The sequence below is a fragment of the Dactylosporangium sp. NPDC050688 genome (assembly GCF_040654515.1).
Taxonomy (GTDB): Bacteria; Actinomycetota; Actinomycetes; order Mycobacteriales; family Micromonosporaceae; genus Dactylosporangium.
On record NZ_JBFAIC010000045.1, the window covers coordinates 42,640 to 63,634 of the forward strand.

Annotated in this window: 24 protein-coding genes; 12 read left to right on the forward strand and 12 right to left on the reverse strand. The window is 71.1% G+C overall.

Going from position 1 to position 20,995, the window contains the following annotated elements; genetic code table 11:
- The first annotated feature begins 20 nt into the window (after positions 1–20).
- Positions 21–854 (forward strand): alpha/beta fold hydrolase, encoded by an 834-nt coding sequence (locus AB0H83_RS33525; RefSeq protein ID WP_360102081.1) that lies wholly within the window; start codon positions 21–23, stop codon positions 852–854.
- 23 nt (positions 855–877) lie between these two features.
- Here the strand turns inward: AB0H83_RS33525 and AB0H83_RS33530 are convergent, their stop codons facing one another.
- From AB0H83_RS33530 to AB0H83_RS33550, 5 genes are all read right to left on the reverse strand, one after another.
- Positions 878–1,630, reverse strand: a complete 753-nt coding sequence (locus AB0H83_RS33530) for an MBL fold metallo-hydrolase (RefSeq protein ID WP_360102083.1) — start codon at positions 1,628–1,630, stop codon at positions 878–880.
- A gap of 221 nt (positions 1,631–1,851) precedes the next feature.
- Entirely contained in the window at positions 1,852–3,468 is a 1,617-nt protein-coding gene (locus AB0H83_RS33535; protein ID WP_360102085.1) for a ubiquinol-cytochrome c reductase cytochrome b subunit, read from the reverse strand.
- On the reverse strand, positions 3,465–4,559 hold the full coding sequence (locus AB0H83_RS33540) for a ubiquinol-cytochrome c reductase iron-sulfur subunit (protein WP_360102087.1): 1,095 nt from the start codon (positions 4,557–4,559) through the stop codon (positions 3,465–3,467). Before AB0H83_RS33540 ends, AB0H83_RS33535 begins: the two co-directional genes overlap by 4 nt.
- Positions 4,556–5,422, reverse strand: a complete 867-nt coding sequence (locus AB0H83_RS33545; protein ID WP_360102089.1) for a cytochrome c — start codon at positions 5,420–5,422, stop codon at positions 4,556–4,558. Before AB0H83_RS33545 ends, AB0H83_RS33540 begins: the two co-directional genes overlap by 4 nt.
- A gap of 80 nt (positions 5,423–5,502) precedes the next feature.
- Positions 5,503–6,102 carry a heme-copper oxidase subunit III gene (locus AB0H83_RS33550; protein WP_360102091.1) on the reverse strand — a complete coding sequence of 200 codons (600 nt, stop codon included), beginning with the start codon at positions 6,100–6,102 and terminating at the stop codon, positions 5,503–5,505.
- Positions 6,103–6,189: 87 nt separating this feature from the next.
- Between AB0H83_RS33550 and AB0H83_RS33555 the strand changes: the two genes are divergently transcribed.
- The 6 genes from AB0H83_RS33555 (at position 6,190) to AB0H83_RS33580 (ending at position 10,724) form a co-directional block, all read left to right on the forward strand.
- Positions 6,190–7,158, forward strand: a complete 969-nt coding sequence (locus AB0H83_RS33555) for a cytochrome c oxidase assembly protein (protein ID WP_360102093.1) — start codon at positions 6,190–6,192, stop codon at positions 7,156–7,158.
- Positions 7,155–7,547: a hypothetical protein gene (locus tag AB0H83_RS33560; RefSeq protein WP_360102095.1), complete on the forward strand. Its 393-nt coding sequence runs from the start codon at positions 7,155–7,157 to the stop codon at positions 7,545–7,547. The genes AB0H83_RS33555 and AB0H83_RS33560 overlap by 4 nt, the downstream gene beginning before the upstream one ends.
- 2 nt (positions 7,548–7,549) lie before the next feature.
- A complete protein-coding gene (gene trpD, locus AB0H83_RS33565; protein WP_360102097.1) occupies positions 7,550–8,593 on the forward strand; it encodes an anthranilate phosphoribosyltransferase in 1,044 nt (347 codons plus the stop codon).
- 445 nt (positions 8,594–9,038) lie between these two features.
- Positions 9,039–9,836, forward strand: coding sequence for a hypothetical protein (locus tag AB0H83_RS33570; RefSeq protein ID WP_360102099.1), 798 nt, complete (start codon positions 9,039–9,041; stop codon positions 9,834–9,836).
- A gap of 58 nt (positions 9,837–9,894) precedes the next feature.
- A complete protein-coding gene (locus tag AB0H83_RS33575; RefSeq protein WP_360102182.1) occupies positions 9,895–10,107 on the forward strand; it encodes a hypothetical protein in 213 nt (70 codons plus the stop codon).
- A gap of 80 nt (positions 10,108–10,187) precedes the next feature.
- Positions 10,188–10,724, forward strand: a complete 537-nt coding sequence (locus AB0H83_RS33580) for a phospholipase (RefSeq protein WP_360102101.1) — start codon at positions 10,188–10,190, stop codon at positions 10,722–10,724.
- Between the two features lie 43 nt (positions 10,725–10,767).
- On the opposite strand, the gene AB0H83_RS33585 is transcribed toward AB0H83_RS33580, so the two are convergent.
- Both AB0H83_RS33585 and coxB read right to left on the reverse strand, forming a co-directional pair.
- Positions 10,768–11,211, reverse strand: coding sequence for a cytochrome c oxidase subunit 4 (locus AB0H83_RS33585; protein ID WP_360102103.1), 444 nt, complete (start codon positions 11,209–11,211; stop codon positions 10,768–10,770).
- A 16-nt stretch (positions 11,212–11,227) separates the two neighbouring features.
- Positions 11,228–12,106: a cytochrome c oxidase subunit II gene (coxB, locus tag AB0H83_RS33590; protein WP_360102105.1), complete on the reverse strand. Its 879-nt coding sequence runs from the start codon at positions 12,104–12,106 to the stop codon at positions 11,228–11,230.
- A 146-nt stretch (positions 12,107–12,252) separates the two neighbouring features.
- Between coxB and AB0H83_RS33595 the strand changes: the two genes are divergently transcribed.
- Positions 12,253–13,332 (forward strand): aminotransferase class V-fold PLP-dependent enzyme, encoded by a 1,080-nt coding sequence (locus AB0H83_RS33595; protein ID WP_360102107.1) that lies wholly within the window; start codon positions 12,253–12,255, stop codon positions 13,330–13,332.
- Positions 13,333–13,375: 43 nt separating this feature from the next.
- On the forward strand, positions 13,376–13,591 hold the full coding sequence (locus tag AB0H83_RS33600; protein ID WP_360102109.1) for a sulfurtransferase TusA family protein: 216 nt from the start codon (positions 13,376–13,378) through the stop codon (positions 13,589–13,591).
- A gap of 133 nt (positions 13,592–13,724) precedes the next feature.
- Here the strand turns inward: AB0H83_RS33600 and AB0H83_RS33605 are convergent, their stop codons facing one another.
- From AB0H83_RS33605 to AB0H83_RS33625, 5 genes are all read right to left on the reverse strand, one after another.
- On the reverse strand, positions 13,725–14,132 hold the full coding sequence (locus tag AB0H83_RS33605) for a DUF4395 domain-containing protein (RefSeq protein ID WP_360102111.1): 408 nt from the start codon (positions 14,130–14,132) through the stop codon (positions 13,725–13,727).
- Between the two features lie 174 nt (positions 14,133–14,306).
- Positions 14,307–14,717 carry a thioredoxin family protein gene (locus AB0H83_RS33610; protein WP_360102113.1) on the reverse strand — a complete coding sequence of 137 codons (411 nt, stop codon included), beginning with the start codon at positions 14,715–14,717 and terminating at the stop codon, positions 14,307–14,309.
- A gap of 44 nt (positions 14,718–14,761) precedes the next feature.
- A complete protein-coding gene (locus AB0H83_RS33615) occupies positions 14,762–15,742 on the reverse strand; it encodes a carbohydrate kinase family protein (protein WP_360102115.1) in 981 nt (326 codons plus the stop codon).
- Between the two features lie 147 nt (positions 15,743–15,889).
- Complete coding sequence (locus AB0H83_RS33620) at positions 15,890–16,258, reverse strand: iron-sulfur cluster assembly accessory protein (RefSeq protein ID WP_360102117.1); 369 nt, start codon at positions 16,256–16,258, stop codon at positions 15,890–15,892.
- A gap of 94 nt (positions 16,259–16,352) precedes the next feature.
- The gene (locus tag AB0H83_RS33625; RefSeq protein WP_360102119.1) at positions 16,353–17,471 is read right to left on the reverse strand and encodes a glycerate kinase; all 1,119 of its coding nucleotides are present in this window, start codon (positions 17,469–17,471) and stop codon (positions 16,353–16,355) included.
- 65 nt (positions 17,472–17,536) lie between these two features.
- Here AB0H83_RS33625 and nadA point away from each other — a divergent pair, with 65 nt between their 5' ends.
- The 3 genes from nadA to AB0H83_RS33640 all read left to right on the forward strand — a co-directional run bounded on the left by nadA (position 17,537) and on the right by AB0H83_RS33640 (position 20,928).
- A complete protein-coding gene (gene nadA, locus AB0H83_RS33630; RefSeq protein ID WP_360102121.1) occupies positions 17,537–18,700 on the forward strand; it encodes a quinolinate synthase NadA in 1,164 nt (387 codons plus the stop codon).
- A gap of 181 nt (positions 18,701–18,881) precedes the next feature.
- Positions 18,882–20,225: a UDP-N-acetylglucosamine 1-carboxyvinyltransferase gene (murA, locus tag AB0H83_RS33635; RefSeq protein ID WP_360102123.1), complete on the forward strand. Its 1,344-nt coding sequence runs from the start codon at positions 18,882–18,884 to the stop codon at positions 20,223–20,225.
- Between the two features lie 79 nt (positions 20,226–20,304).
- Entirely contained in the window at positions 20,305–20,928 is a 624-nt protein-coding gene (locus AB0H83_RS33640; RefSeq protein ID WP_360102125.1) for a DUF3043 domain-containing protein, read from the forward strand.
- The last annotated feature ends 67 nt before the right edge of the window (positions 20,929–20,995 follow it).

Below are 20,995 nucleotides of genomic sequence, written 5' to 3' on the forward strand. Positions count from 1 at the left end.
TACCTCTACCCTACGAATCCATGGAGTTCTTGGACCGGGGCACCGATCGGCTCGCGCTGCACACGCATCCGGCCGGCGACGCCGCGACCCTCGCCGTGCTCTGGCCCGCGATGGGCGTCCCGGCCCGCTACTACCGGCATTTCGCCGCCGCGCTCGTCGCCGGTGGTATGGAGGTCGTCGTCGCCGACCTGCGCGGCACCGGCGACAGCACCCCGCGCCCGTCGCGCGCCTCCCGATACGGCCTCGCCGAGCTCACCACCGACGTCGAGGCCGTCCTGGACCACCTCAAGCCCCGCCGCGCCGGCCGGCGCACCCTGCTCGTCGGGCACTCCCTCGGCGGCCAGGTCTGCGCCCTGCACCTCGCCACCCGGCACGCCGCCGGCCTGGACCCCGGCGTCGACGGGCTCGCCCTGCTCGCGGTCGGCCTGCCGTACTGGCGCTGCTACCCGGGCCGCATGGCCCCCGGCACCCTGGCGTTCACCCAGACGCTCGCCGCCACCTCGGCCGTGCTCGGCGTCTGGCCGGGCTGGGGCTTCGGCGGCCGCCAGTCCCGCGCCGTGATCCGCGGCTGGGCGCACACCGCCCGCACCGGCCGCTACCCCTCCCTCGCCGGCGTCGACGTGGAGGCGGCCCTGCCGGGCGTGCGGCTGCCGGTGCTCGCCGTGGACATGGAGACCGACCAGTACACGCCCGCCCCGACCGTCGACCACCTGACGGCGAAGCTGTCCTCGGCCCGGGTCGCCCGCCAGCACTACTCGGCCGCGGAGGCCGGCGCACCGATCGACCATTTCAAGTGGGCCCGCCACGGCACGCCGCTGGCCGCCCGCATGGTCGACTGGGCCGCCACCGTCTGACGCTCCCGCCGGATCCGCTCGGGTCAGGCGGGCTGTGGCGGCTCGGTCAGCTGGTCCACGGTTTCGCTCAAGCGGGCTGCGGCCTCGGCCAGGCGGGTCGCGGTGTCTTCGGTGAGCGGGTCGCCGTGGCCGAAGCAGGCGATGTCCGGTCGCAGGGCGGTCTGGCGGCGCATCGAGGCGGCCGCTCGGGGCGGGTCGGTGTTGAACACGCCGAGCATCACCGTGCCGTCGGGGGCACGGGCGATCGTGTCGCCGGTGAACAGCACCCGCTCCTCCGGCAGGTGGAACGCGAGACTGCCCGGCGTGTGCCCCGGCACCGCCACGGCGACCGCCTCGACACCCCCGCCGAGGTCGATGACGTCGCCGTCCTGCAGTTCGCGGTCGACGCGTACGGGAGCCGGCGGGTCGGTCGGCATGGTGGCGTGGATCTGGTCGTACAGGTGGCGCTCCCAACCGGCGAGGACCAGCGGTGGATGCTCCGCCTCGCCCCTGACGACCCTGGCCTCGTCGCGGTGCGCGGCAACGACGACGTCGCCCCAGCCGGCGACCTCGGCGGCGGACCCGACATGGTCGACGTGCCCGTGGGTCAGCAGCACCTGCCGCACGTCCTGCCGCCGGAACCCGAGTGCCTCGACGGCCTCCGCGATCCGGGGCGCCGACCCGGGCATGCCGGTGTCGACCAGCGTCAGCCCGTCGGGGCCGCACCAGAGGTACGCGTGCCCGACCGGCGACGCGAGCAGGTACAGGCGGCGGGGCAGCACCTCGACCAGGTCCATCCGCGCACCGTAGGCCCTGCGGGGCGCCGGGGCCCAGCCCGATTCGCCGTCAGCGGATCCGCCACCGGCGAACAGCCCCCGCCTGCTGTCCGATCCCGCCTGCTGTCCGGTCCCGCCTGCTGTCCGGTCCGCCTCGCACAGCCGCGGAGACGCGGAGACGGGGAAACGGCGACGCCCCCAGCGCCGTGGAAGGGCTGGGGGCGTCGCCGTGGAGCTCGGGGTCAGTGGCCGCTGGTGATCTCTTCGCGGTCACGGTCCTCTTCGATCTGGCGTGGCTGCGGCGCGGGGCCTGCCTTCTCGATCGGGTAGAAGAAGCCCTTGACCGTCGGGGCGAGGGCGCCCAGGCGGTTCATCTTCTTCGGCACGACCCAACCGGCGTAGTCCAGGCCGTGCTCGTCCCCGTGGCCGTTGCCCGTGGGCAGCGGCTGGTGGATCTCGACGAACTTGCCGTCAGGCAGGCGGCGGATGATGCCGGTCTCCACGCCGTGGGCGAGGACCTCGCGGTCGTGCTGCTGCAGGCCGAGGGCGATGCGGTACGCCACGTAGTAGGCCAGCGGCGGCAGGATGAGCAGGCCGATGCGGCCGGCCCAGGTCATCGCGTTGAGGCTGATGTGGAACTTGTCGGCGAGGACGTCGTTGCCACCGGAGATCAGCAGGACCACGTAGAACGCGATGGCCATCGCGCCGAGCGCCGTGCGCAGCGGGTTGTCGCGGGGGCGCTGCAGCAGGTTGTGCACCGCTTTGTCCTTGGAGAACCGCGCCTCGATGAACGGGTAGAAGATCGGCAACATGGTCAGGATGCCTGGTAGCACCACCGTCGGCCAGAAGATCGGCGGGATGGTGTACCCGTCACCGTAGAAGAAGTCGAAGCGGATCTCCCAGGCCGGGAAGAGGCGGGTCGAGCCGTCGAGGAACATGACGTACCAGTCGGGCTGGCTCGCCGCGGACACGACCGCCGCCTTGTACGGGCCGAACAGCCAGATCGGGTTGATCTGGAACAGACCGGCGAGCGCGGCGATCATCGCGAACACGATCATGAAGAAGCCGCCGGCCTTGGCCGCGAAGCCGGGGAACATGCGCACGCCGACCACGTTGTTGTTGGTCCGGCCGGGACCGGGCCACTGGGTGTGCTTCTGCTTCACCAGCAGGCCCATGTGGACGCTGATGAGCGCGAGCAGCGCACCCGGGACGAGCAGCACGTGGACGATGTACAGGCGGTCGAGGATCACCTCGCCGGGGAACTCACCGCCGAACAGCGAGGTGGTCACCCACGTGCCGACGACCGGGATCGACAGCATGATCGCGCTGGCGATGCGAAGGCCCGTGCCGGACAGCGCGTCGTCGGGCAGCGAGTAACCGCCGAAGCCCTCGAGGAAGCCCATCCAGAACAGCAGGACGCCGACGATCCAGTTGGCCTCACGCGGCTTGCGGAACGCGCCGGTGAAGAACACCCGGAACATGTGGACCACGATCGCGGCCATGAACAGCAGCGCGGCCCAGTGGTGCATCTGGCGCATGAACAGGCCGCCGCGCACGTCGAACGAGATCTGCAACGCCGTGTTGTACGCCTGGGACATCTCCACGCCGCGCAGCGGGGCGTAGCTGCCGTCGTACACGACCTCACGCAGCGACGGGTCGAAGAACAGCGCGAGGAAGACGCCGCTGAGCAGCAGCACGATGAACGAGTAGAGCGCGATCTCCCCCAGCAGGAACGACCAGTGGTCGGGGAAGACCTTGTTCATCAGCCGCCGCAGCGGGGTGGCCGCCTGGAACCGCTCGTCGAGCGCCTTGGCTGAGTTGGCCGGGAGGGCCCGGACGTCGATCTTGCGCCGTTTCATGGCCGCTCCCAGAAGGCCGGTCCAACCGGAATCTTGTAGTCCTGCGTCGCGATGAAGTACCCCTCATCGTCCACCGTAATCGGCAGCTGCGGCAACGCGCGGCTGGCCGGGCCGAAGATCGGCCGCGCGTTGTCCGTGATCTGGAACTGCGACTGGTGGCAGGGGCACAGCAGGCGGTTGGTCTGCTGCTCGTAGAGGCTCGCCGGGCAGCCGGCGTGCGTGCAGATCTTCGAGTAGGCCACGAAGTTCTGCCACTGCGAGCCCTTGTTGACCTCTTTGACGTTCTTCAGCGTCGCCTCGGCGTCCTCCTCGCGGAGGTGGATGAGCAGCGTCGGCGAGTCGGCCCACTTGTTGCTGGCGCCGTGCGGGATGCCCGGGTAGACGGTGATCTGGCCGCCGACGCTGACGTCGGCGGGGCGGATCGGGGTGCCGTCCTCGTGCGTGAGGCGGACCGGCTTGCCGTCGTTGTGCTTGGGGTCCCAGCCGGTGGTGAAGAAGATGTTCTCGCCGTCCTGGGTCGGCGCCTTGATCAGCGAGCCGACAAGCAGGGCACCGGCGACGGCGCCGAGCGGCGCGGCACCGGCCAGGAACGCCAGGCCGACGAAGCGGCGGCGCTTGAGGCCGAGCTCGTCACCCATGTTCATGATCGTCGCCGCGGTCAGCACCTGCTCGGTGCTGTCCGAGGGGCCGTCGTGGCGCTCCTGGATCGAGACCTCCTCGGGCAGGAGCTTCTTGCTCCACACCACGATGCCCAGGCCCAGGGTGAGCAGGGCCAGGCCGAGGGTCGCGCCGAGGACCGGCGTGTAGAACGGGTACAGCGAACGGTAGGTCGAGTCGCCCTCGCCGTACTTCCACGGCCAGGCGATGTAGGCAACCACGAACGCGGTCGACGCCAGCCCGGTGAGCAGGAAGAGCAGCGCCAGGACGCGCTCGATGCGGCGCTCCGCGCGGGTGCCCGGCACCGGGAACCGCGGCGCGTAGTGCACGATCTGCACGCCGTCGCGCCGGGCGCCTTCCTTGACCAGGTCGAACCGGCTCAGCGACGCGTCGCTGGCGTCGAACTCGACGTCGGTCGAGTGGTGGGTGGTCATGACTTCCCTGCAATCCACAGCGTGGCGAACACGAGCGCCGCGATACCGACGAGGAAGATGACAAGGCCCTCGGGCACCGGGCCGTACCGGCCGAGGTTCCAGCCGCCCGGGTCGGTCGCCTTGTTTTCGTTCAGGTTCTGGATGTAGGCGATGATCGCGGCCTTGTCGTCCGGGCTCAGCTGGTTGTTGCCGAACACGGGCATGTTCTGGGGGCCGGTCAGCATCGCCGCGTAGATGTCACGGTTGGTCGAGTGCTCCAGCGACGGAGCGAACTTGCCCGAGGACAGCGCGCCGCCACCCGTGGAGAACGCGTGGCACGAGGAGCAGTTGACCCGGTACAGCTCACCGCCGTGCGCGAGGATCTTGTCGCTGCCCTGGGCCTTCTTGATCTCCTCGTCGAGGCTCTGCGAGTCGGGCAGCTGCGGGCCGCCGCCGAGCTCCTGGATGTAGGCGCCGAGCTGTGCCGCCTGCTCCTGGTTGAACTGCGGCGTCTTGCGCTCGGCCTGCGCCTCCTGGCGCGCCAGCGGCATGCGGCCGGTGTTGACCTGGAACTCCACGGCGGCGGAGCCGACCCCGATGAGGCTCGGCCCGCGGCCCTCGACGCCCTGGGCGTTGCGACCGTGGCAGGTGATGCAGCTGACCTCGTAGATGGCCTTACCCTCGGCCGCCCCTTCGGACAGCTTCACGGTCTCCTCGGCGCGGCCGACGCCGGGCGCGTAAGCGGTGTAGAGACCGCCGACCACTGTGAGCGCCGCGACCAGGCGCACAGCCGCCGACAGGCGCCGGCGAAGCTTGCCCCGCGCCGCGCGCGCGCCACCCGGCACCAGCCGGGCAAGCGGCCGCTTGCTCTGCTCAGAAGTCATGGCCTCACCTTTGTCGTCATCACCTAAGTCGTCTCAAGAAGTGCGTGGTCCCGGGAGCGTGTGACGCGCGGCCCGGACGACTACCGCAGGAAGTAGATCATTGCGAACAGTGCGATCCACACCACGTCGACGAAGTGCCAGTAGTACGACACGACGATCGCCGCGGTCGCCTGGGCGGGGGTGAACCGGCCCATGGTGGTGCGGATCAGATAGATGACGAAGGCGATGAGGCCGCCCGTGACGTGCAGGCCGTGGAAGCCGGTCGTCAGGTAGAACATCGAGCCGTAGCCGTCACCGTTGATCTTCACGCCCTCGTGCACGAGGGTGACGTACTCGTTGACCTGGCCGAGCACGAAGATGAGACCCATCACGAACGTCAGCGCGAACCACCGGCGCAGGCCGTGCACGTCACCGCGCTCGGCGCGGAAGACGCCGATCTGGCAGGTGATGGACGACAGCACCAGGATGGTCGTGAAGGTCAACGCGTACCAGACGTTGAGGACCTCGGTGTGCTTGTGCCACAGCTCGGGAGCCGCCGCACGGATGGAGAAGTACATCGCGAACAGTGCCGCGAAGAACATCAGTTCGCTGGAGAGCCACACGATCGTCCCGACACTGACCATGTTGGGCCTGGTCAGTGAGTGGATCTGGCTCTTTGCAATCGCTGGGGCCGCAGTCACGCCGCCATTATTGCCCCCCGATCATCACCGAACTCTCCCGGGGTCCACCGGAGCCGGACGTTTCGTGCGTCGGCATAGGCTGGGCACGTGTTCCGAGCTGCTGAACCAGGGCCTCCGTCCGCGGCGGGCATCCTCGGTTCGTTCCACGTGTCCTGGCTGACCCTCGCGCTGGTCGTCGCCGCCGGCCTGTATCTGGCCGGCGTGCTCAGCCTGCGCAGACGCGGCGACCACTGGCCGGTCGCGCGGGTCGTGCTCTTCCTGGGCCCGGGCCTGGGCTCGATCGCCGCGGTGACGATGACCGGCGTCGAGAAGTACGACACGACGCTGCTGAGCATCCACATGATCCAGCACATGATGCTGTCGATGATCGCGCCGATCTTCCTCGCCCTCGGCGCGCCGGTGACCCTGGCCCTGCGCACGCTGCCCCCGCGCGGCCGCGGGGTGCTGCTGGCCGTCGTGCACTCGCGGGTGGCCCGTGTCCTGGCGTTCCCGCTGGTCGCGTTCGGCTTCTTCGTCGTCACGCCGTTCGTGCTGTATTTCACTGACCTGTACGAGCTGACGATGCGCCACGCGTGGGTGCACGAGCTGACCCACGCGCACTTCATCGCCGTGGGCTGCCTGTTCTTCTGGCCGCTGATCGGCCTGGACCCGCTGCCGGGGCGCTGGCCGTACCCGGCGCGGGCGCTGCTGATGTTCCTGTCCACGCCGTTCCACACGGTCCTCGGACTGACCATCATGCAGAGCAAGCAGCTGCTCGGCGGCGACTGGTACCCGTCGCTGGGCCTGGCCTGGTCCGACCCGGTGCACGACCAGGTCGTGGCCGGCGGCATCCTGTGGGCGGGCGGGGAGATCGTCTCGGTGACGATGCTCGCCGTGCTCGTCGTGCAGTGGATGCGCCAGTCCGACCGGGAGGCCAGGCGGGTCGACCGCCAGCTGGACCGCGAGGAGCGGCAGCGGCGCGAGGAGCAGGAGTGGTCCGCCCGCACCGGCATCGCCGTCACCGATGACGGTACGATCCCCGAGGCACCCGCCACACGAGGAGCAGCGCGCACATGACACAGCACACGGTCCTGCTGTACAGCGACGATCCCGAGGTCCGCGACCGCATGCGGCTGGCCATCGGCAGCCGTCCCGCGGCCGACCTGTCGGTGAAGTTCGTCGACGCCTCCACCTACGCCGAGGTCGTCCAGCTCGTCGACGACACCGACGTGGACCTGCTGGTCCTCGACGGCGAGGCGACCCCCGGCGGCGGTCTCGGCATCGCCCGCCAGCTCAAGGACGAGATCAGCAACCCGCCGCCGGTCGTCCTGGCGATCGCCCGGGCCGCCGACCGCTGGCTGGCGTCCTACGCCCGGGTCGAGGGCACGATCATGTACCCGCTGGACCCGGTCATCACCGGCAAGACGGTGTCGGACCTCCTGCGCGCGCTCCCCGTCCAGGGCTGAGCATGGGCGAGCGGACCTGGCCCCAGCTGCTCAACGCCCTGCTCCGTGGCGAGGACCTCTCCCCTGACGACGCCGGCTGGGCGATGGGCGAGGTGATGGCCGGCTCGGCCACCCCCAGCCAGGTCGCCGGCTTCGTCATCGCGCTGCGCGCGAAGGGCGAGACGTCCGCCGAGGTCGCCGGCGTCGCCGAGACGATGCTGTCCGTCGCGCCGAAGGTCCCGCTCACCGCCGCCGAGCGCGACGCCGCCGTCGACATCGTCGGCACCGGCGGCGACCGCGCCAACACCGTCAACATCTCCACCATGGCCGCCGTCGTGACCGCCGCCGCGGGCGTCCCGGTCGTCAAGCACGGCGGCCGCGCCGCGTCCTCCTCCACCGGCGCCGCCGACCTGATCGAGGCCCTCGGCGTCACCATCGACCTCGGCCCCGACGAGGTCGCCCGCTGCGTGCGCGAGGTCGGCATCGGCTTCTGCTTCGCGGCCCGCTTCCACCCCGGGATGCGCCACGCCTCCGTGACGCGCCGCGAGATGGGCGTGCCCACCGTCTTCAACTTCCTCGGCCCCCTCACCAACCCGGCGCAGCCCACCGCCGCCACCATCGGGTGTTTCGACACCCGCATGGCGTCAGTGATGGCGTCGGTACTGGCGGGCCGCGGCTTCTCCGTGCTCCTGGTCCGCGGCGAGGACGGCCTGGACGAGTTCACCACCGGCGCCCCGACCCGCGTGTGGGTGGTCACCGGCGGCACGGTCACCGAGACCGTCCTGGACTCCGTCGACCTGGGCCTGCCCCGCTCCGCCCCCGGCGACCTGCGCGGCGGCGACCCCGCCCACAACGTCGAGGTGGCCCGCCGCATGTTCGCCGGCGAGCCCGGCCCCGTCCGCGACGCCGTCCTGCTCAACGCCGCCGCCGCCATCGCCGCCCGCGCCGGCCTCTCCCCCACCGACCTGCCCGCCCAGCTGAAGGCCGGCCTGACCCGCGCCGCCGCCGCCGTCGACTCGGGCGCCGCCACCGACCTCGTCGCCCGCTGGTCCGCCTTCAAGCCGTAACCCTGCCCCGCTCAGCCCGTGGCCGGGTGCCGATGTGTGCACCCAGCCTGGCCCCTGTTTGCCGGCGCACAGCGATCCACCGGGTTGCGCTGCGCCGGTCCGGCGAGAGGCCCGGCCTTGCCGCCGACGCCCGAACGCGTGAAATACACCACGCTCTGCCGGGCGGCTCCGTGGTCCGCCCGATACCGCGCCCGGCCGTACTCCCCGAACTGCCACGAATCCGGCCAATTACCGCTCCGCCCGGCACGCCACCGATCCGCAGGCCCTTCCCCGGCCCCAGCCGCCGACGATCTCGGCCAAAGGGGAGAGAAATCGGGCCCGGACCCCGATTTCGCTACCTCTTGTCGAATTGGCGAACCGCGGAGACGCCGCGTGCGCGAGCCGCCAGGTGGCAGCCAGCAACGCGCACCCGTGACCGGGGAGTGCCGAGCGGCGTTGACGTTGCGTGGCCAACACTCCGAACTCGCAGAAGAAGGCGCTGCTGTCGGCGGTCGTCGCGGGCGCGTTGACCCTCGGTTTCGCCGGCATGATGGCGAAGTCGTGCGGCGCGCCGGTCAAGGAGCAGGCGGAGGCCGCCAACCCGGCCCTCGAACTGGTCGACAGTCTCGCGTCGCGGCTGGTGCTGGGGCTGCAGACGGACGCGACGATCCAGTACTCGACGGCGGGCGGGGCGACCGTGATCGTGTCGCAGTCGGCGCCGCGGCGGGCGTACCGGGGGGCGGGTGTCACGTACATCTCGACGCCGGACGGGACGTACCTGTGCCGGGGCGTGACGCCGTCGCCGTCGCCGAAGGCCAAGAAGAGCCCTCAGCCGGTCGTGCAGTGCGACGAAGGGCCGGGGGTGGACACGATGTCCCCGTCGCAGGCCAGGGCGATCAGCGAGGCGTTCGGGGGCGAGTTCATGGCACCCGAGGCGGCGATGGGCCGGCTCGCGACGATCGCGCAGGGCGAGGACGTGCGGACCGGCACGTCGAAGCGCGGCGACGCGCAGTGCGTGTCGGTGACGGCGCGGGGGGTGCGCACCGAGACGGCGTGCGTCAACCCGGCTGGGTTGCTGGCGTACTTCGACGGCACGACCGATGCCGGCCAGCACACGCAACTGACCCTGCAGTACACGACGCCGAGTGTCAGTGACGAGGCGTTCCTGCCGCCGACCGCCAGGCCGAAGGCGTCCACGGCGCCGACGCGGGCGCCGACGCGGACCCCGAGTCCGAAGCCGTCGCCGGGTGGTACCGAAAAGTGATGTGACACGCCGCCGGGTGTGCTGTGCCGGTACGGCGTCCGGTGGCAGCGTGACGGGCATGGAGCTGCACTGCGACACCTGCGCCCGGCAGCGGATCTTCGAGCGCCCGGCCTGCGCCGACCATCCCCGCGAGACCTGCCCCGACCGGGCCTGCACGGGCTGCGGGGCGGCGATCGTGGTGGCGCCGGTCATCCTGCTGATGGACCGCCGGTCGCGGGTCCTGCTGGGGCGGCACCCGAAGCGGGAGGCCGGCCGACGCCACGCGGCCTGAACGACCGTTCAGCTCTCCGGAACGACCGTTCAGCGCAAGCGCGGCACCGCCGTACACATCGAGACTGAACAATCTGGGGCATGAAGCTCCGGCGCGTCGCCGTCCTCGCGTCCATCCTCGCGTTGGCCGGCGTCATCAGCACCGTATCCCCCGCCACCGCGGCCGGCATCGACGAGAAGCTGGCCGTCATGTCGTCCTGGTCTCAGCCGACCGCCACCAGTTACAACGCCTGGAACGCCGCCCGCCAGCACCAGTCCGACTGGGCGTCCTACGGCTTCGACTGGTCCACCGACTACTGCTCGACCAGCCCGGACCAGCCGCTCGGCTTCGACTTCCGGCTGTCGTGCCAGCGGCACGACTTCGGCTACCGCAACTACAAGGCGGTCGGGCAGTTCCCGGCCAACAAGTCCCGCATCGACGACGCGTTCTACCGCGACCTGAAGGCGAAGTGCGCCACGTACAACGCCTTCGTCAGGCCGGCCTGCACCAGCCTGGCCTGGACGTACTACCAGGCGGTGTCCGCGTTCGGCAACGTGGTCGTGAGCGACGCCGACCTGCAGCGGGCCGCTGACCTCAAGGAGCGCGGCGAACTCGCCGCCGCCAAGTCCCGGGCATGAACAACGGGGGCCCTCTGCGGAGGGCCCCCGTTTTCCGGGTGTCTCAGTGCTCGGCGCCCCGACGGCTGCCGGTGTAGTACTCGAACATCAGGCCGCAGGTCGCGATGATGACCGAGACCAGGCCGACCGCGACGAGCCACCACTGGCTGAACGCCAGGCCGACGCTGGCGGTCGCCGCGGTGAAGGCGATGCCGATCGGCCAGTAGCTGCCCGGGCTGAAGAAGCCCAGGTCGCCGGCGCCCTCGTGGATCTCGGCCTCGGGCCGGTCCTCGGGACGCGGCTCGATACGGCGCGAGATCAGCCACAGTGCGCTGCCGACCATCGTCAGCAGCAGACCCGACAGGAGCAGCGCGACCACGCCGATCCACTCCACGCCCTCGTGGCCGGTCTGCTCGCGCGGCGCCACGCTGGTCCACCAGCCGTAGAGCGCCGCCATCGCGAACACGAACAACGCGAGCACGAAGAACAAGCGTCCTTCTGACTTCATCGCCGTGCGCCCTCTCTCAGCTCGAGGACCGCTTGGTGCGGTCGGTGTTGAACGGCTGCGTCGTGGTCGCGTACCCCTGGTTCGGGAAGCCCAGCTGCGCGAGCGCCTCGGGGGTGCTCTTCCCGGCGCCACGCAGCTCCAGGTACTGCTGGTACTGCTCGGCGGAGACGACCCGCAGCTCGAAGTTCATCATCGAGTGGTAGGTGCCGCACAGCTCCGCGCAACGGCCCACGTAGGCACCGGCGGCGTTGTCCTTGAGCTTGATCTCGAACCTGTTCTCCACGCCGGGAATGACGTCCCGCTTGAACAGGATGTCCGGCACCCAGAACGAGTGGATGACGTCCCGCGAGTTCTCCGTGAACTGCACCGACTTGCCCGCCGGCAGCACCAGGACCGGGATGTAGTCGTCGGCGCCGACCGTCGTGATCGGCTGGCCGTCGGGGCCCTTGCTGTCGCTGTACACGAACTGCCAGTTCCACTTCGAGGCGATGACCTCGACGCGCACGTCCGGGTTCTTCGACAGGCGGTCGACGTCGGTCTGGATGATCGCGGTGTAGAAGAACAACACGGCGATGACCACGAACGGCGCGACCGTGTACAGGATCTCGAAGGGCATGTTGTACCGCGTCTGCGGCGGCAGCTCGTCGCCGCGCTTGCGATAGCGCACGACGCACCAGAAGATCAGGCCCCACACGAAGAAACCGACCACGAGCGCGGCGACCACGGACCCGATCCACAGGTCATACATGCGGTCACCCTGCTGGGTGATGCCCTTCGGCCAGCCGAACCCGGCGAACGCACTGTCGACGGAGCACCCGGCGAGCAGGGTCGTCACCGCGACGGCCGAGACGGCGAGCCCGACGGCGCGCGCGGGGCTCAAACCTCTTGAGACCACCTGCTCCTGCCTCCTTAGCAGCGCCGTGCGGCCCGTCTCCGGGACCATCGCACGGCAAGCCTCACCAACGCTGGCGAGCGTACTCGACCATGAGTGGTCCGCCCGGCTTGGGGTGGCAGTGTCCGGGGCGCGATAGCGTTGCAGGGATGGGTGTCTACTTCGACGCGGCCACCGCGATGCCGCCGCATCCCGTTGCGCGGCAAGCTTTTCTGGCCGCGCTGGACGACGGCTGGACCGATCCGGGGAGGCTCTACACGCCCGCCCGCCGGGCCCGTCAGCTGCTGGACGCCGCCCGGGCCGCCGTCGCCGAGGTGCTCGGCACCCGCCCCGACGAGGTGCACTTCACCGCCGGCGGGACCGACGCCGTCCGGCGCGCCGTCGCCGGGGTCCGCCGCGCCCGCGGCCTGCGCCGGGTCGTGCACAGCGCGGTCGAGCACTCCGCCGTGATCAAGGCCGCCGGCGACGACGCGGTCGCGGTGCCGGTGTCGCTGACCGGCCGGGTCGACCTGGCTGCCCTGGAGTCGGCGGTCAGTTCCCCCGAAGTGGCCATGGCGGCGCTGCAGAGCGCGAATCATGAGGTGGGGACGGTCCAGCCCGTCGAGGCGGCCGCGCGGTTGTGCGCGGCGGCAGGGGTACCGCTGCTGGTCGACGCCGCCCAGTCGATCGGGCGTTCACCGGTGCCCACCGGCTGGTCCCTGCTGGCCGGCAGCGCCCGCAAGTGGGGCGGCCCGGCCGGCGTGGGCGTCCTCGCCGTGCGCAAGGGCACCCGCTGGGAGCAGCCCTGGGAGCCCCCGGCGGACGTGCCGTCGGCGGTCGCCGCCGCCGCGGCGCTGCGGGCCGTGCAGGCCTCGGCCGCGGCCGAGTCGGCCCGCCTGAGCGCCCTCGTCGCGCAGATCCGCGCCACGGTCGCCGCCACCGTCCCCGACGTCGAGGTGGTCGGCGACCCCGACGAGCGGCTGCCACACATCGTGACGTTCTCCTGCCTGTACGTCGACGGCGAGGTCCTCCTGCACGCCCTCGACCGCGCCGGCTTCGCGGTGTCGTCGGGCTCGGCCTGCACCGCCGACACCCTCCAGCCCTCCCACGTCCTGGCCGCGATGGGCGTCCTCACCCACGGCAACGTCCGCGTCTCCCTGCACAGCGGCGTGTCCGCGGAGGACGTCCAGCGCTTCCTGGCCGTCCTGCCGGGCCTGGTCGCCGGTGTGCGGGCGGAGGCGGGCATGTGAACGAGCCCGTGGCCGGACCGGCCGGCAGGCAGATACTGGTCTGGTGAGCGAGCCCCTGGTCGTGCAGGCCCTCGGCAGGCGCTGCCCGCTGCCGGTCATCATGCTGGCGAAGCTGGCCGCCGGCCAGCCCCCGGGCACCCGCATCGAGGTCCTCGCCGACGACCCTGCCGCCGCGGTCGACATCCCGGCCTGGTGCCGCATGCGCGGCCACACGTTCATCTCCACCGAGTCCGACCGCCACACCGTCGAACTGCGGTAACCCCACCGGCACGGGCCGACCACGGCACCGGCTCACCCCGTGATCTTGCCCGGCTGATCGAAGTCGCGTCGTGGTCGTCCAGGCGACCGGAACGCGACTTGGATCACCACGGGCGCGGCGGCCGGCTCAGCCGCTACGCGGTCCTCAGCCGCTTGATCAGCAGGTACGCCTCGCAGCCCAGGCACAGGCCGAAGACCGCGTTCAGGAACGCCGCCACCAGGGCGAACGACGCCCCCACCACGCCGAGCACCGTCGCGCCCGACAGGTACCCGGCCACCGTGACCACCGCGAAGACCAGGCCCACGGCCTGCGCGAAGCGGACCGGGGCGCCGTCCTCGCGTTCGGCCGGCGGGGCGAGGCGGGGGGCCACCAGGTGCCGGTAGAGCAGGCCGTACGGGGTCAGCCGCGGGTCGTACGCGCCGATGGCGAAGATCACAGCCTGGACGAGGGCGAGCCAGCCGCTGCCGGTGAGCAGGACGACGACGAAGACGATCGTGGTAAGGGCGGCCGAGAAGCGAGGCCCGCGCGGATCGAGACTCATGCCGTCACCTCCGCTGCGCTCCGGCACCGGCCCGAGCCACACCCTGAGCTGCTGATTCGCAGCCCTCCGCTACGCTCCGGCCCGCTCATGCCGTCACCTCCGCTGCGCTCCGGCGCCGGCCTGAGCTCCACCCTGCGCCCATGATTCGCAGCCCTCCGCTACGCTCCGGGCCGCTCATGCCGCGAGCACCTCCGTCACGGTGGCGCGCAGGGAGGCGCGGTCGGGGACGCCGACGGTGCGGCGGGCGATGGTGCCGTGGCGGTCGACGACCAGCAGGGTCGGCAGGCGCCAGATGCCGAGGTCGCGGACGGCGTCGAGGTGCTCCTCGGCGTCCAGCTCCACGTGCCGCACGCCGTCACGGGTGCCGGCGAACTCCTTGGCCAGGTCGGCGCAGACGGCCCGGACCTGGCGGCAGGGGGCACACGTCGCGGAGGAGAAGTGCAGCAGGGTGACCGTGTCGCGGGCCGGGGTGAGCAGGCCCGCCGGCAGGTCACCCCCGGCCGCGCGGATTCGGCCGTAGCGGGCCCGGTACACGAGCCCGGCCACGGTCGCGAGGGCGAGCAGCGCCAGGACCACAATCGTCACAGCGGCAACTGTACGCCCGTTCCTACTACGCCGATAGGGATGGTTCAGGCGGCCAGGTGGGCCCGGATGTCCTCCGCGGCCGCGTCGCCGTACGACTCGGCGATGCGCTTGGTGAACTCGGCGGGCAGGATCTCGTACTCCTGCGGGCCGACGGTCTCGAGGACCAGCGCGGCGACCATCGAGCCGACCTGCGCGGCCCGCTCCAGGCCGAGGCCCCACGACAGCGCGGAGAAGAACCCGGCGCGGAAGCCGTCGCCGACGCCGGTTGGGTCGTTGGCCACGACGCCCTTGGCGACCGGCACGTGGATCTCGCCCGGCAGGTCGCGGCCGCGGATGAGCGCGCCGTCCTTGCCCAGCGTGGTGACGAGCACGCCGACCTTGTCCAGCAGCGACTCCGTGGTGAGGCCCGTCTTCGACTCGAGCAGCTCCTTCTCGTAGTCGTTGGTCAGCAGGTACGCCGCGCCGTCGATCAGCTTGCGGATCTCCTCGGCGGACATGCGGGCCAGCTGCTGCGAGCAGTCGGCGGCGAACGGCACGCCGAGCGCCCGGGCCTCCTCGGTGTGGCGGACCATCGCGACCGGGTCGTTGGCGCCGATCAGGACGAGATCGATGCCGCCGATGCGGTCGTTGACCGGGGACAGCTCGATGTTGCGGGCCTCGGCCATGGCGCCGGCGTAGAACGAAGCGATCTGGCACATGTCGTCGTCGGTGGTGCAGACGAACCGGGCGGTGTGTGCGATCTCGCTCACGTAGACGGAGTCGCAGTCGACCCCGTGCCGGGTCAGCCAGCTGCGGTAGTCGCCGAAGTCGGCACCGACGGCACCGACGAGAATCGGCCTGAGCCCGAGCAGTGCCATGCCGTACGCGATGTTGGGCGCGATCCCGCCGCGACGCACCGTCAGGTCGTCGACGAGGAACGACAGCGAGACCTTGTGCAGCTGGTCGGGCAGGAGCTGCTCGGCGAAGCGGCCCGGGAAGTGCATCAGATGGTCAGTCGCGATCGAGCCGGTAACGACGATCTTCATGGAAACCTCGGTCTCAAGACAACAGGGCCTGCACAGAGTAGTAGCCGCCGGCGGTCAAGTCGCGCTGGAGCCCCCGGTGGCGCACGGGTCTTGATCAGCACAAAGCCGCCCTCCGTGGCACGGAGAGCGGCTTCGGAGAGGCGCTGCCTAGTGGAACGAGTCGCCGCAGGCGCAGGAGCCCTGGGCGTTGGGGTTGTCGATGGTGAAGCCCTGCGCGTCGATCCGGTCCGCGAAGTCGATCGTCGCGCCGGTCAGGTACGGCACGCTCATGCGGTCCACGACGACCTCGAAGCCGTCGTAGGTGCTGATCTTGTCCCCGTCGAGCGAACGCTCGTCGAAGAACAGCTGGTACCGCAGGCCGGAGCAGCCGCCGGGCTGGACCGCGACACGGAGCCGCAGGTCGTCCCGGCCCTCCTGCTCGAGCAGGCCCTTCACCTTGAGCGCGGCATCCTCGGTGAGGCCGATGCCGGCCGGGTTGTCCGTCTGAACAGGCTCGGCAAACTTCGAAGCGGTCACGATCAAGGCTCCCTGCGGTGATGTCTACAGTTCCATCGGGTGCCAACGCGGCGACTGCCGATGGCATTCCCTCTCATAGTGACACGATTTCGTGCTAGCGGCTCCACTGGCGAGCCAGGCGTTCGCCGAGTTCACGCAGCCCGTCGGCGGGCCGGGCGAGGGCCTGCGCGACGCTGCCGAAGTGCTGGACCAGCGAATGGGCCTCGGTGACGCCGATGCTGGCGGCCTCCCGGCGGCCCGCGTCGATGCGGCCGGCGACGACCACACAGGGCACACCGACATCACGTGCGGCGTTCGCCACACCCGCCACGACCTTCCCCCGCAGCGACTGCTCGTCGAAGGCGCCCTCGCCCGTCACGACCAGCGATACCGCCTCCAGCTCGGCGTCCAGCCGGGTCAGCCGGCGGACCAGGCCGATGCCGGACTCGACCCGGGCACCGAGGGCGAGCAGGGCGGCGCCGAGCCCGCCTGCGGCGCCCGCGCCCGGCAGGTCCGCCAGCCCCGCGGGCGCGCCCGGCAGCGCCTGCAGCACCCCGGCGAACCGGGTCAGCGCTGCGTCGAGCTGGAACACGTCTTCCCTGGTCGCGCCCTTCTGCGGGCCGTAGACGGCGCTCGCGCCGTGCAGCCCGAGCAGGGGGCTGTCCACGTCGGTGGCGGCGATCAGGATCGCTCCCCGCAGCCTCGGTACGCCCCCCAGCGCGACACAGTCGACCAGCGCGGCGCCGCCGTACGGCAGGGCGTACCCGGACGCGGCCAGCGGCGCGGCACCGAGCGCGGTGAGCAGCCCGGCGCCGCCGTCGTTGGTGCCGCTGCCGCCGAGCCCCACGACGAGCGTCGTCGCGCCGGCCTCGACCGCGGCGAGCAGCAGCGTGCCCAGCCCGAACGTCGTGGTGTGCTTCGGGTCACGTTCGCCGTCGGTGAGCAGGTGCAGCCCGCAGGCCTCGGCGCTCTCCACGTACGCCACGTCGCCGTCGAGCACCACGTGGCCTTCGGCGGGGTGGCCCAGCGGCCCGGTCGTCGGCACGGTCAGCACCCGCGCGTGCGGCAGCGCGGTGGCCAGTACCCCGGCGAACCCGGGACCGCCGTCGGACAGCGGGCGCAGCAGCAGCTCGTCGCCGGGTTTGACCTGGTGCCAGCCGGCGGCGAACGCCTCCGCGGCGGCCACCGCCGAGATCGTCCCGGCGAACTTGTCGGGGCACACCAGCACGCGCATCCGGACATTGTGCACGTCTCGTAGGTCACAGTTCCGCGGTACCGCGCGCGTGGGACGATCGAGGGGTGACCTGGGCTGAACCGTCGTCAACCGCCACCGCACTGCTGCTGCTGGGCCGCGGCGCCGACCCCGACACCGAGAAGGGTGTCGAGTGTCCCGGCGACCTGCCCGCACCCAGCGACCCAGACCTCGTCGATCGGGCGAAACGCGCCAAGGCCGCCCTCGGCGACCGCGTCTTCGTGCTCGGCCACCACTACCAGCGCGACGAGGTGATCCAGTTCGCCGACGTGACCGGCGACTCGTTCAAGCTGGCCCGCGAGGCCGCCGCCCGGCCCGACGCGCAGTACATCGTGTTCTGCGGCGTGCACTTCATGGCCGAGAGCGCCGACATCCTGACCTCCGACACGCAGCGGGTCGTCCTGCCGGACCTCGCCGCCGGCTGCTCGATGGCCGACATGGCCGCGCTCGTGCAGGTCGAGAAGGCGTGGGAGCACTTCGCCGCCCTCGGCATCGCCGGTGACGTGGTGCCGGTGACGTACATGAACTCGACCGCCGACATCAAGGGCTTCGTCGGGCGCAACGACGGCGTCGTGTGCACCTCCTCCAACGCCGAGACGGCGCTGCGGTGGTCGTTCGAGCGCGGCTCGAAGGTCTTCTTCCTGCCCGACCAGCACCTCGGCCGCAACACCGCCGTGTTGAAGATGGGCATGAGCCTCGACGACTGCGTGCTGTACGACCCGCACAAGCCCGGCGGCGGGCTGACCGACCAGCAGCTGCGCGACGCGAAGATGATCCTGTGGCGCGGGCACTGCTCGGTGCACGGCCGGTTCACCCTGGCCAGCGTCGAGGACGTGCGCGAGCGGGTGCCGGGCGTCAACGTGCTGGTCCACCCCGAGTGCCGGCACGAGGTCGTCACCGCCGCCGACCGCATCGGCTCCACCGAGTACATCATCAAGACGATCGAGGCGGCCCCGGCCGGCTCGGCGTGGGCGGTCGGGACCGAGCTCAACCTGGTCCGCCGGCTCGCGCTGGCGCACCCGGACAAGCAGATCATGTTCCTGGACCGCAACGTCTGCTACTGCTCGACGATGAACCGGATCGACCTTCCCCACCTCGTGTGGGCACTGGAGGAGCTCGTCGCCGGCCGCGTGCCGAACGAGATCACCGTCGACGCCGACACCGCGCACCACGCCCGGGTCGCGCTCGACCGGATGCTGGCACTGCCGTAGCGCGCACCCCTCCGTCACCCTCTGTGGTGCCTGAGGGGTGATCGGTGTCGGAGTCACGTCTTCGTGCCATGCCGGACGTGCGGTCGGCGCTCGCATGCCGTAGATGTGGTTATGCTGCTGCGCGGGTTCACGCTCCGTCAGCACATCTCCACTTCTATTCCTGCCTGCAGGAGGGTTTTCCGTGACCAACTACGACGCCGGTGACGTCCTCACCGTGCACGGCGGCGCGCCGCTCAACGGCGAGCTGCGGGTGCGCGGTGCCAAGAACCTCGTCTCCAAGGCCATGGTCGCGGCGGTGCTGGGCGAGACCCCGAGCACGCTGTTCGACGTGCCCGCGATCCGCGACGTCGAAGTGGTCACCGGCCTGCTCGAGCTGCACGGCGTCAAGGTGACCCGCGGCCCGCTCGACGGCGAGCTGCACTTCGACACCTCCGACGTCGAGTCGGCCAACGTCGACGAGATCAACGTGCACGCCGGCTCCAGCCGTATCCCGATCTTGTTCTGCGGGCCGCTGCTGCACCGCCTCGGTCACGCGTTCATCCCCGACCTCGGCGGCTGCAACATCGGCGGGCGCCCCATCGACTTCCACATCCAGGCGCTGCGCGAGTTCGGCGCGGTCGTGGAGAAGTCCGAGAAGGGCATGGACATCACCGCGCCCAACGGGCTGCACGGCGCGAAGCTGCAGCTGCCGTACCCGAGCGTCGGCGCGACCGAGCAGATCCTGCTCACCGCCGTGCGCGCCGAGGGCGTCACCGAGCTGCGCAACGCCGCGGTCGAGCCGGAGATCATCGACCTCATCTGCGTGCTGCAGAAGATGGGCGCGATCATCAAGGTCCACACCGACCGCGTGATCGAGATCCAGGGTGTGCCGCGGCTCACCGGCTACACGCACCGGCCCATCCCGGACCGTATCGAGGCGGCCAGCTGGGGCGCGGCGGCCCTGGCCACCCGCGGCGACGTCTTCGTCCGCGGTGCCCGGCAGGCCGACATGATGACGTTCCTGAACCTGTTCACCTCCGTCGGCGGCGCGTTCGAGATCGACGACGCCCCCGGCGAGGGCGGCATCCGCTTCTGGCACCCGGGCGGCGAGCTCAACGCCGTGGCGATGGAGACCGACGTCCACCCGGGCTTCATGACCGACTGGCAGCAGCCGATGGTCGTGGCGCTCACGCAGGCCCGGGGCCTGTCGATCGTGCACGAGACGGTGTACGAGCGGCGCCTCGGCTACACCGCCGCGCTCAACCAGATGGGTGCCACCATCCAGACGTACCGCGAGTGCCTCGGTGGCACGCCGTGCCGCTTCGGCCGGCGCAACTTCATGCACTCGGCCGTCATCGCCGGGCCGTCCAAGCTGCACGCCGCCGACCTGGTGATCCCCGACCTGCGGGCCGGGTTCAGCCACCTGATCGCGGCGCTCGCCGCCGAGGGCACCTCCCGGGTGTACGGCGTCAAGCTCATCCAGCGTGGCTACGAGGACTTCGAGGGCAAGCTCAACGCGCTCGGCGCGCACGTCGAGCTCGGCTGACGACGCAGGGTGACGCGAGCGGCCCCAAAACGGCACTGACCGTTGGGCCGCTCGCGCAGCGTCCGCTACCCTTCACGGCGTGCCGTCGTTGTTTTCCCGCAAGTCAGCAGAGCCAGCCGAGGCCCCCGCCGCGGAGCCGGCGCAGCCCGAGGTCAGCCTGGGTAAGCGCCAGACCCTGAGCAAGCGCGAGCTCGGCAAGACCACGCCGAAGCGCATGGTGGCCGGCCGCCGCGTCGCCGAGCCGCCCGCGACCAACCGCCGCGAGGCCGCCAAGCGCATGCGCGAGCGGCAGCGCGCCGAGCGGCTCGAGGCCCGCGAAGGCATGGCCAACGGCGACGAGCGCTTCCTGCTGCCCCGCGACAAGGGCCCCGAGCGGCGGCTCGTGCGCGACATCGTCGACTCGCGGCGCACCATCGGCACGTTCTTCTTCGGCACCACGTTCCTGGTGATGCTCGTCGGCTTCAACCGCAACCTGAACCCGAGCATCTACTTCGCGGCCAACCTCCTCTTCGGCGTCATGGCCGTCGCGACCGCGATCGACAGCTTCCTCATCTCGCGGACCATCAAGCGGCTCATCAAGCAGCGCTTCCCCGCGACCAACGAGAAGCTCGGCCGCCTGTACTTCTACGCGATCATGCGCGCCATCTCGTTCCGCTTCATCCGCAACCCGAAACCGCAGGTCAAGATCGGCGCCTCGGTCTAGGCGCCGGTCGGCGGCACGACCGGGCCCTCCGGGCGACAACGATTCGGCGGCGGCGCCCCGCCCGACG

Excerpts from the sequence above, each read along its gene's own strand:
- trpD (WP_360102097.1), top strand. The coding sequence starts at position 7,550 with ATGGGCGAGCGGACCTGGCCCCAGCTGCTCAACGCCCTGCTCCGTGGC.
- AB0H83_RS33525 (WP_360102081.1), top strand. The coding sequence starts at position 21 with ATGGAGTTCTTGGACCGGGGCACCGATCGGCTCGCGCTGCACACGCAT.
- AB0H83_RS33545 (WP_360102089.1), bottom strand. The coding sequence starts at position 5,422 with ATGACTTCTGAGCAGAGCAAGCGGCCGCTTGCCCGGCTGGTGCCGGGT.
- AB0H83_RS33625 (WP_360102119.1), bottom strand. The coding sequence starts at position 17,471 with ATGCGCGTGCTGGTGTGCCCCGACAAGTTCGCCGGGACGATCTCGGCG.
- AB0H83_RS33560 (WP_360102095.1), top strand. The coding sequence starts at position 7,155 with ATGACACAGCACACGGTCCTGCTGTACAGCGACGATCCCGAGGTCCGC.
- AB0H83_RS33575 (WP_360102182.1), top strand. The coding sequence starts at position 9,895 with ATGGAGCTGCACTGCGACACCTGCGCCCGGCAGCGGATCTTCGAGCGC.
- AB0H83_RS33580 (WP_360102101.1), top strand. The coding sequence starts at position 10,188 with ATGAAGCTCCGGCGCGTCGCCGTCCTCGCGTCCATCCTCGCGTTGGCC.
- AB0H83_RS33615 (WP_360102115.1), bottom strand. The coding sequence starts at position 15,742 with ATGAAGATCGTCGTTACCGGCTCGATCGCGACTGACCATCTGATGCAC.
- AB0H83_RS33585 (WP_360102103.1), bottom strand. The coding sequence starts at position 11,211 with ATGAAGTCAGAAGGACGCTTGTTCTTCGTGCTCGCGTTGTTCGTGTTC.
- AB0H83_RS33605 (WP_360102111.1), bottom strand. The coding sequence starts at position 14,132 with ATGAGTCTCGATCCGCGCGGGCCTCGCTTCTCGGCCGCCCTTACCACG.
- AB0H83_RS33535 (WP_360102085.1), bottom strand. The coding sequence starts at position 3,468 with ATGAAACGGCGCAAGATCGACGTCCGGGCCCTCCCGGCCAACTCAGCC.
- AB0H83_RS33530 (WP_360102083.1), bottom strand. The coding sequence starts at position 1,630 with ATGGACCTGGTCGAGGTGCTGCCCCGCCGCCTGTACCTGCTCGCGTCG.
- AB0H83_RS33540 (WP_360102087.1), bottom strand. The coding sequence starts at position 4,559 with ATGACCACCCACCACTCGACCGACGTCGAGTTCGACGCCAGCGACGCG.
- AB0H83_RS33595 (WP_360102107.1), top strand. The coding sequence starts at position 12,253 with ATGGGTGTCTACTTCGACGCGGCCACCGCGATGCCGCCGCATCCCGTT.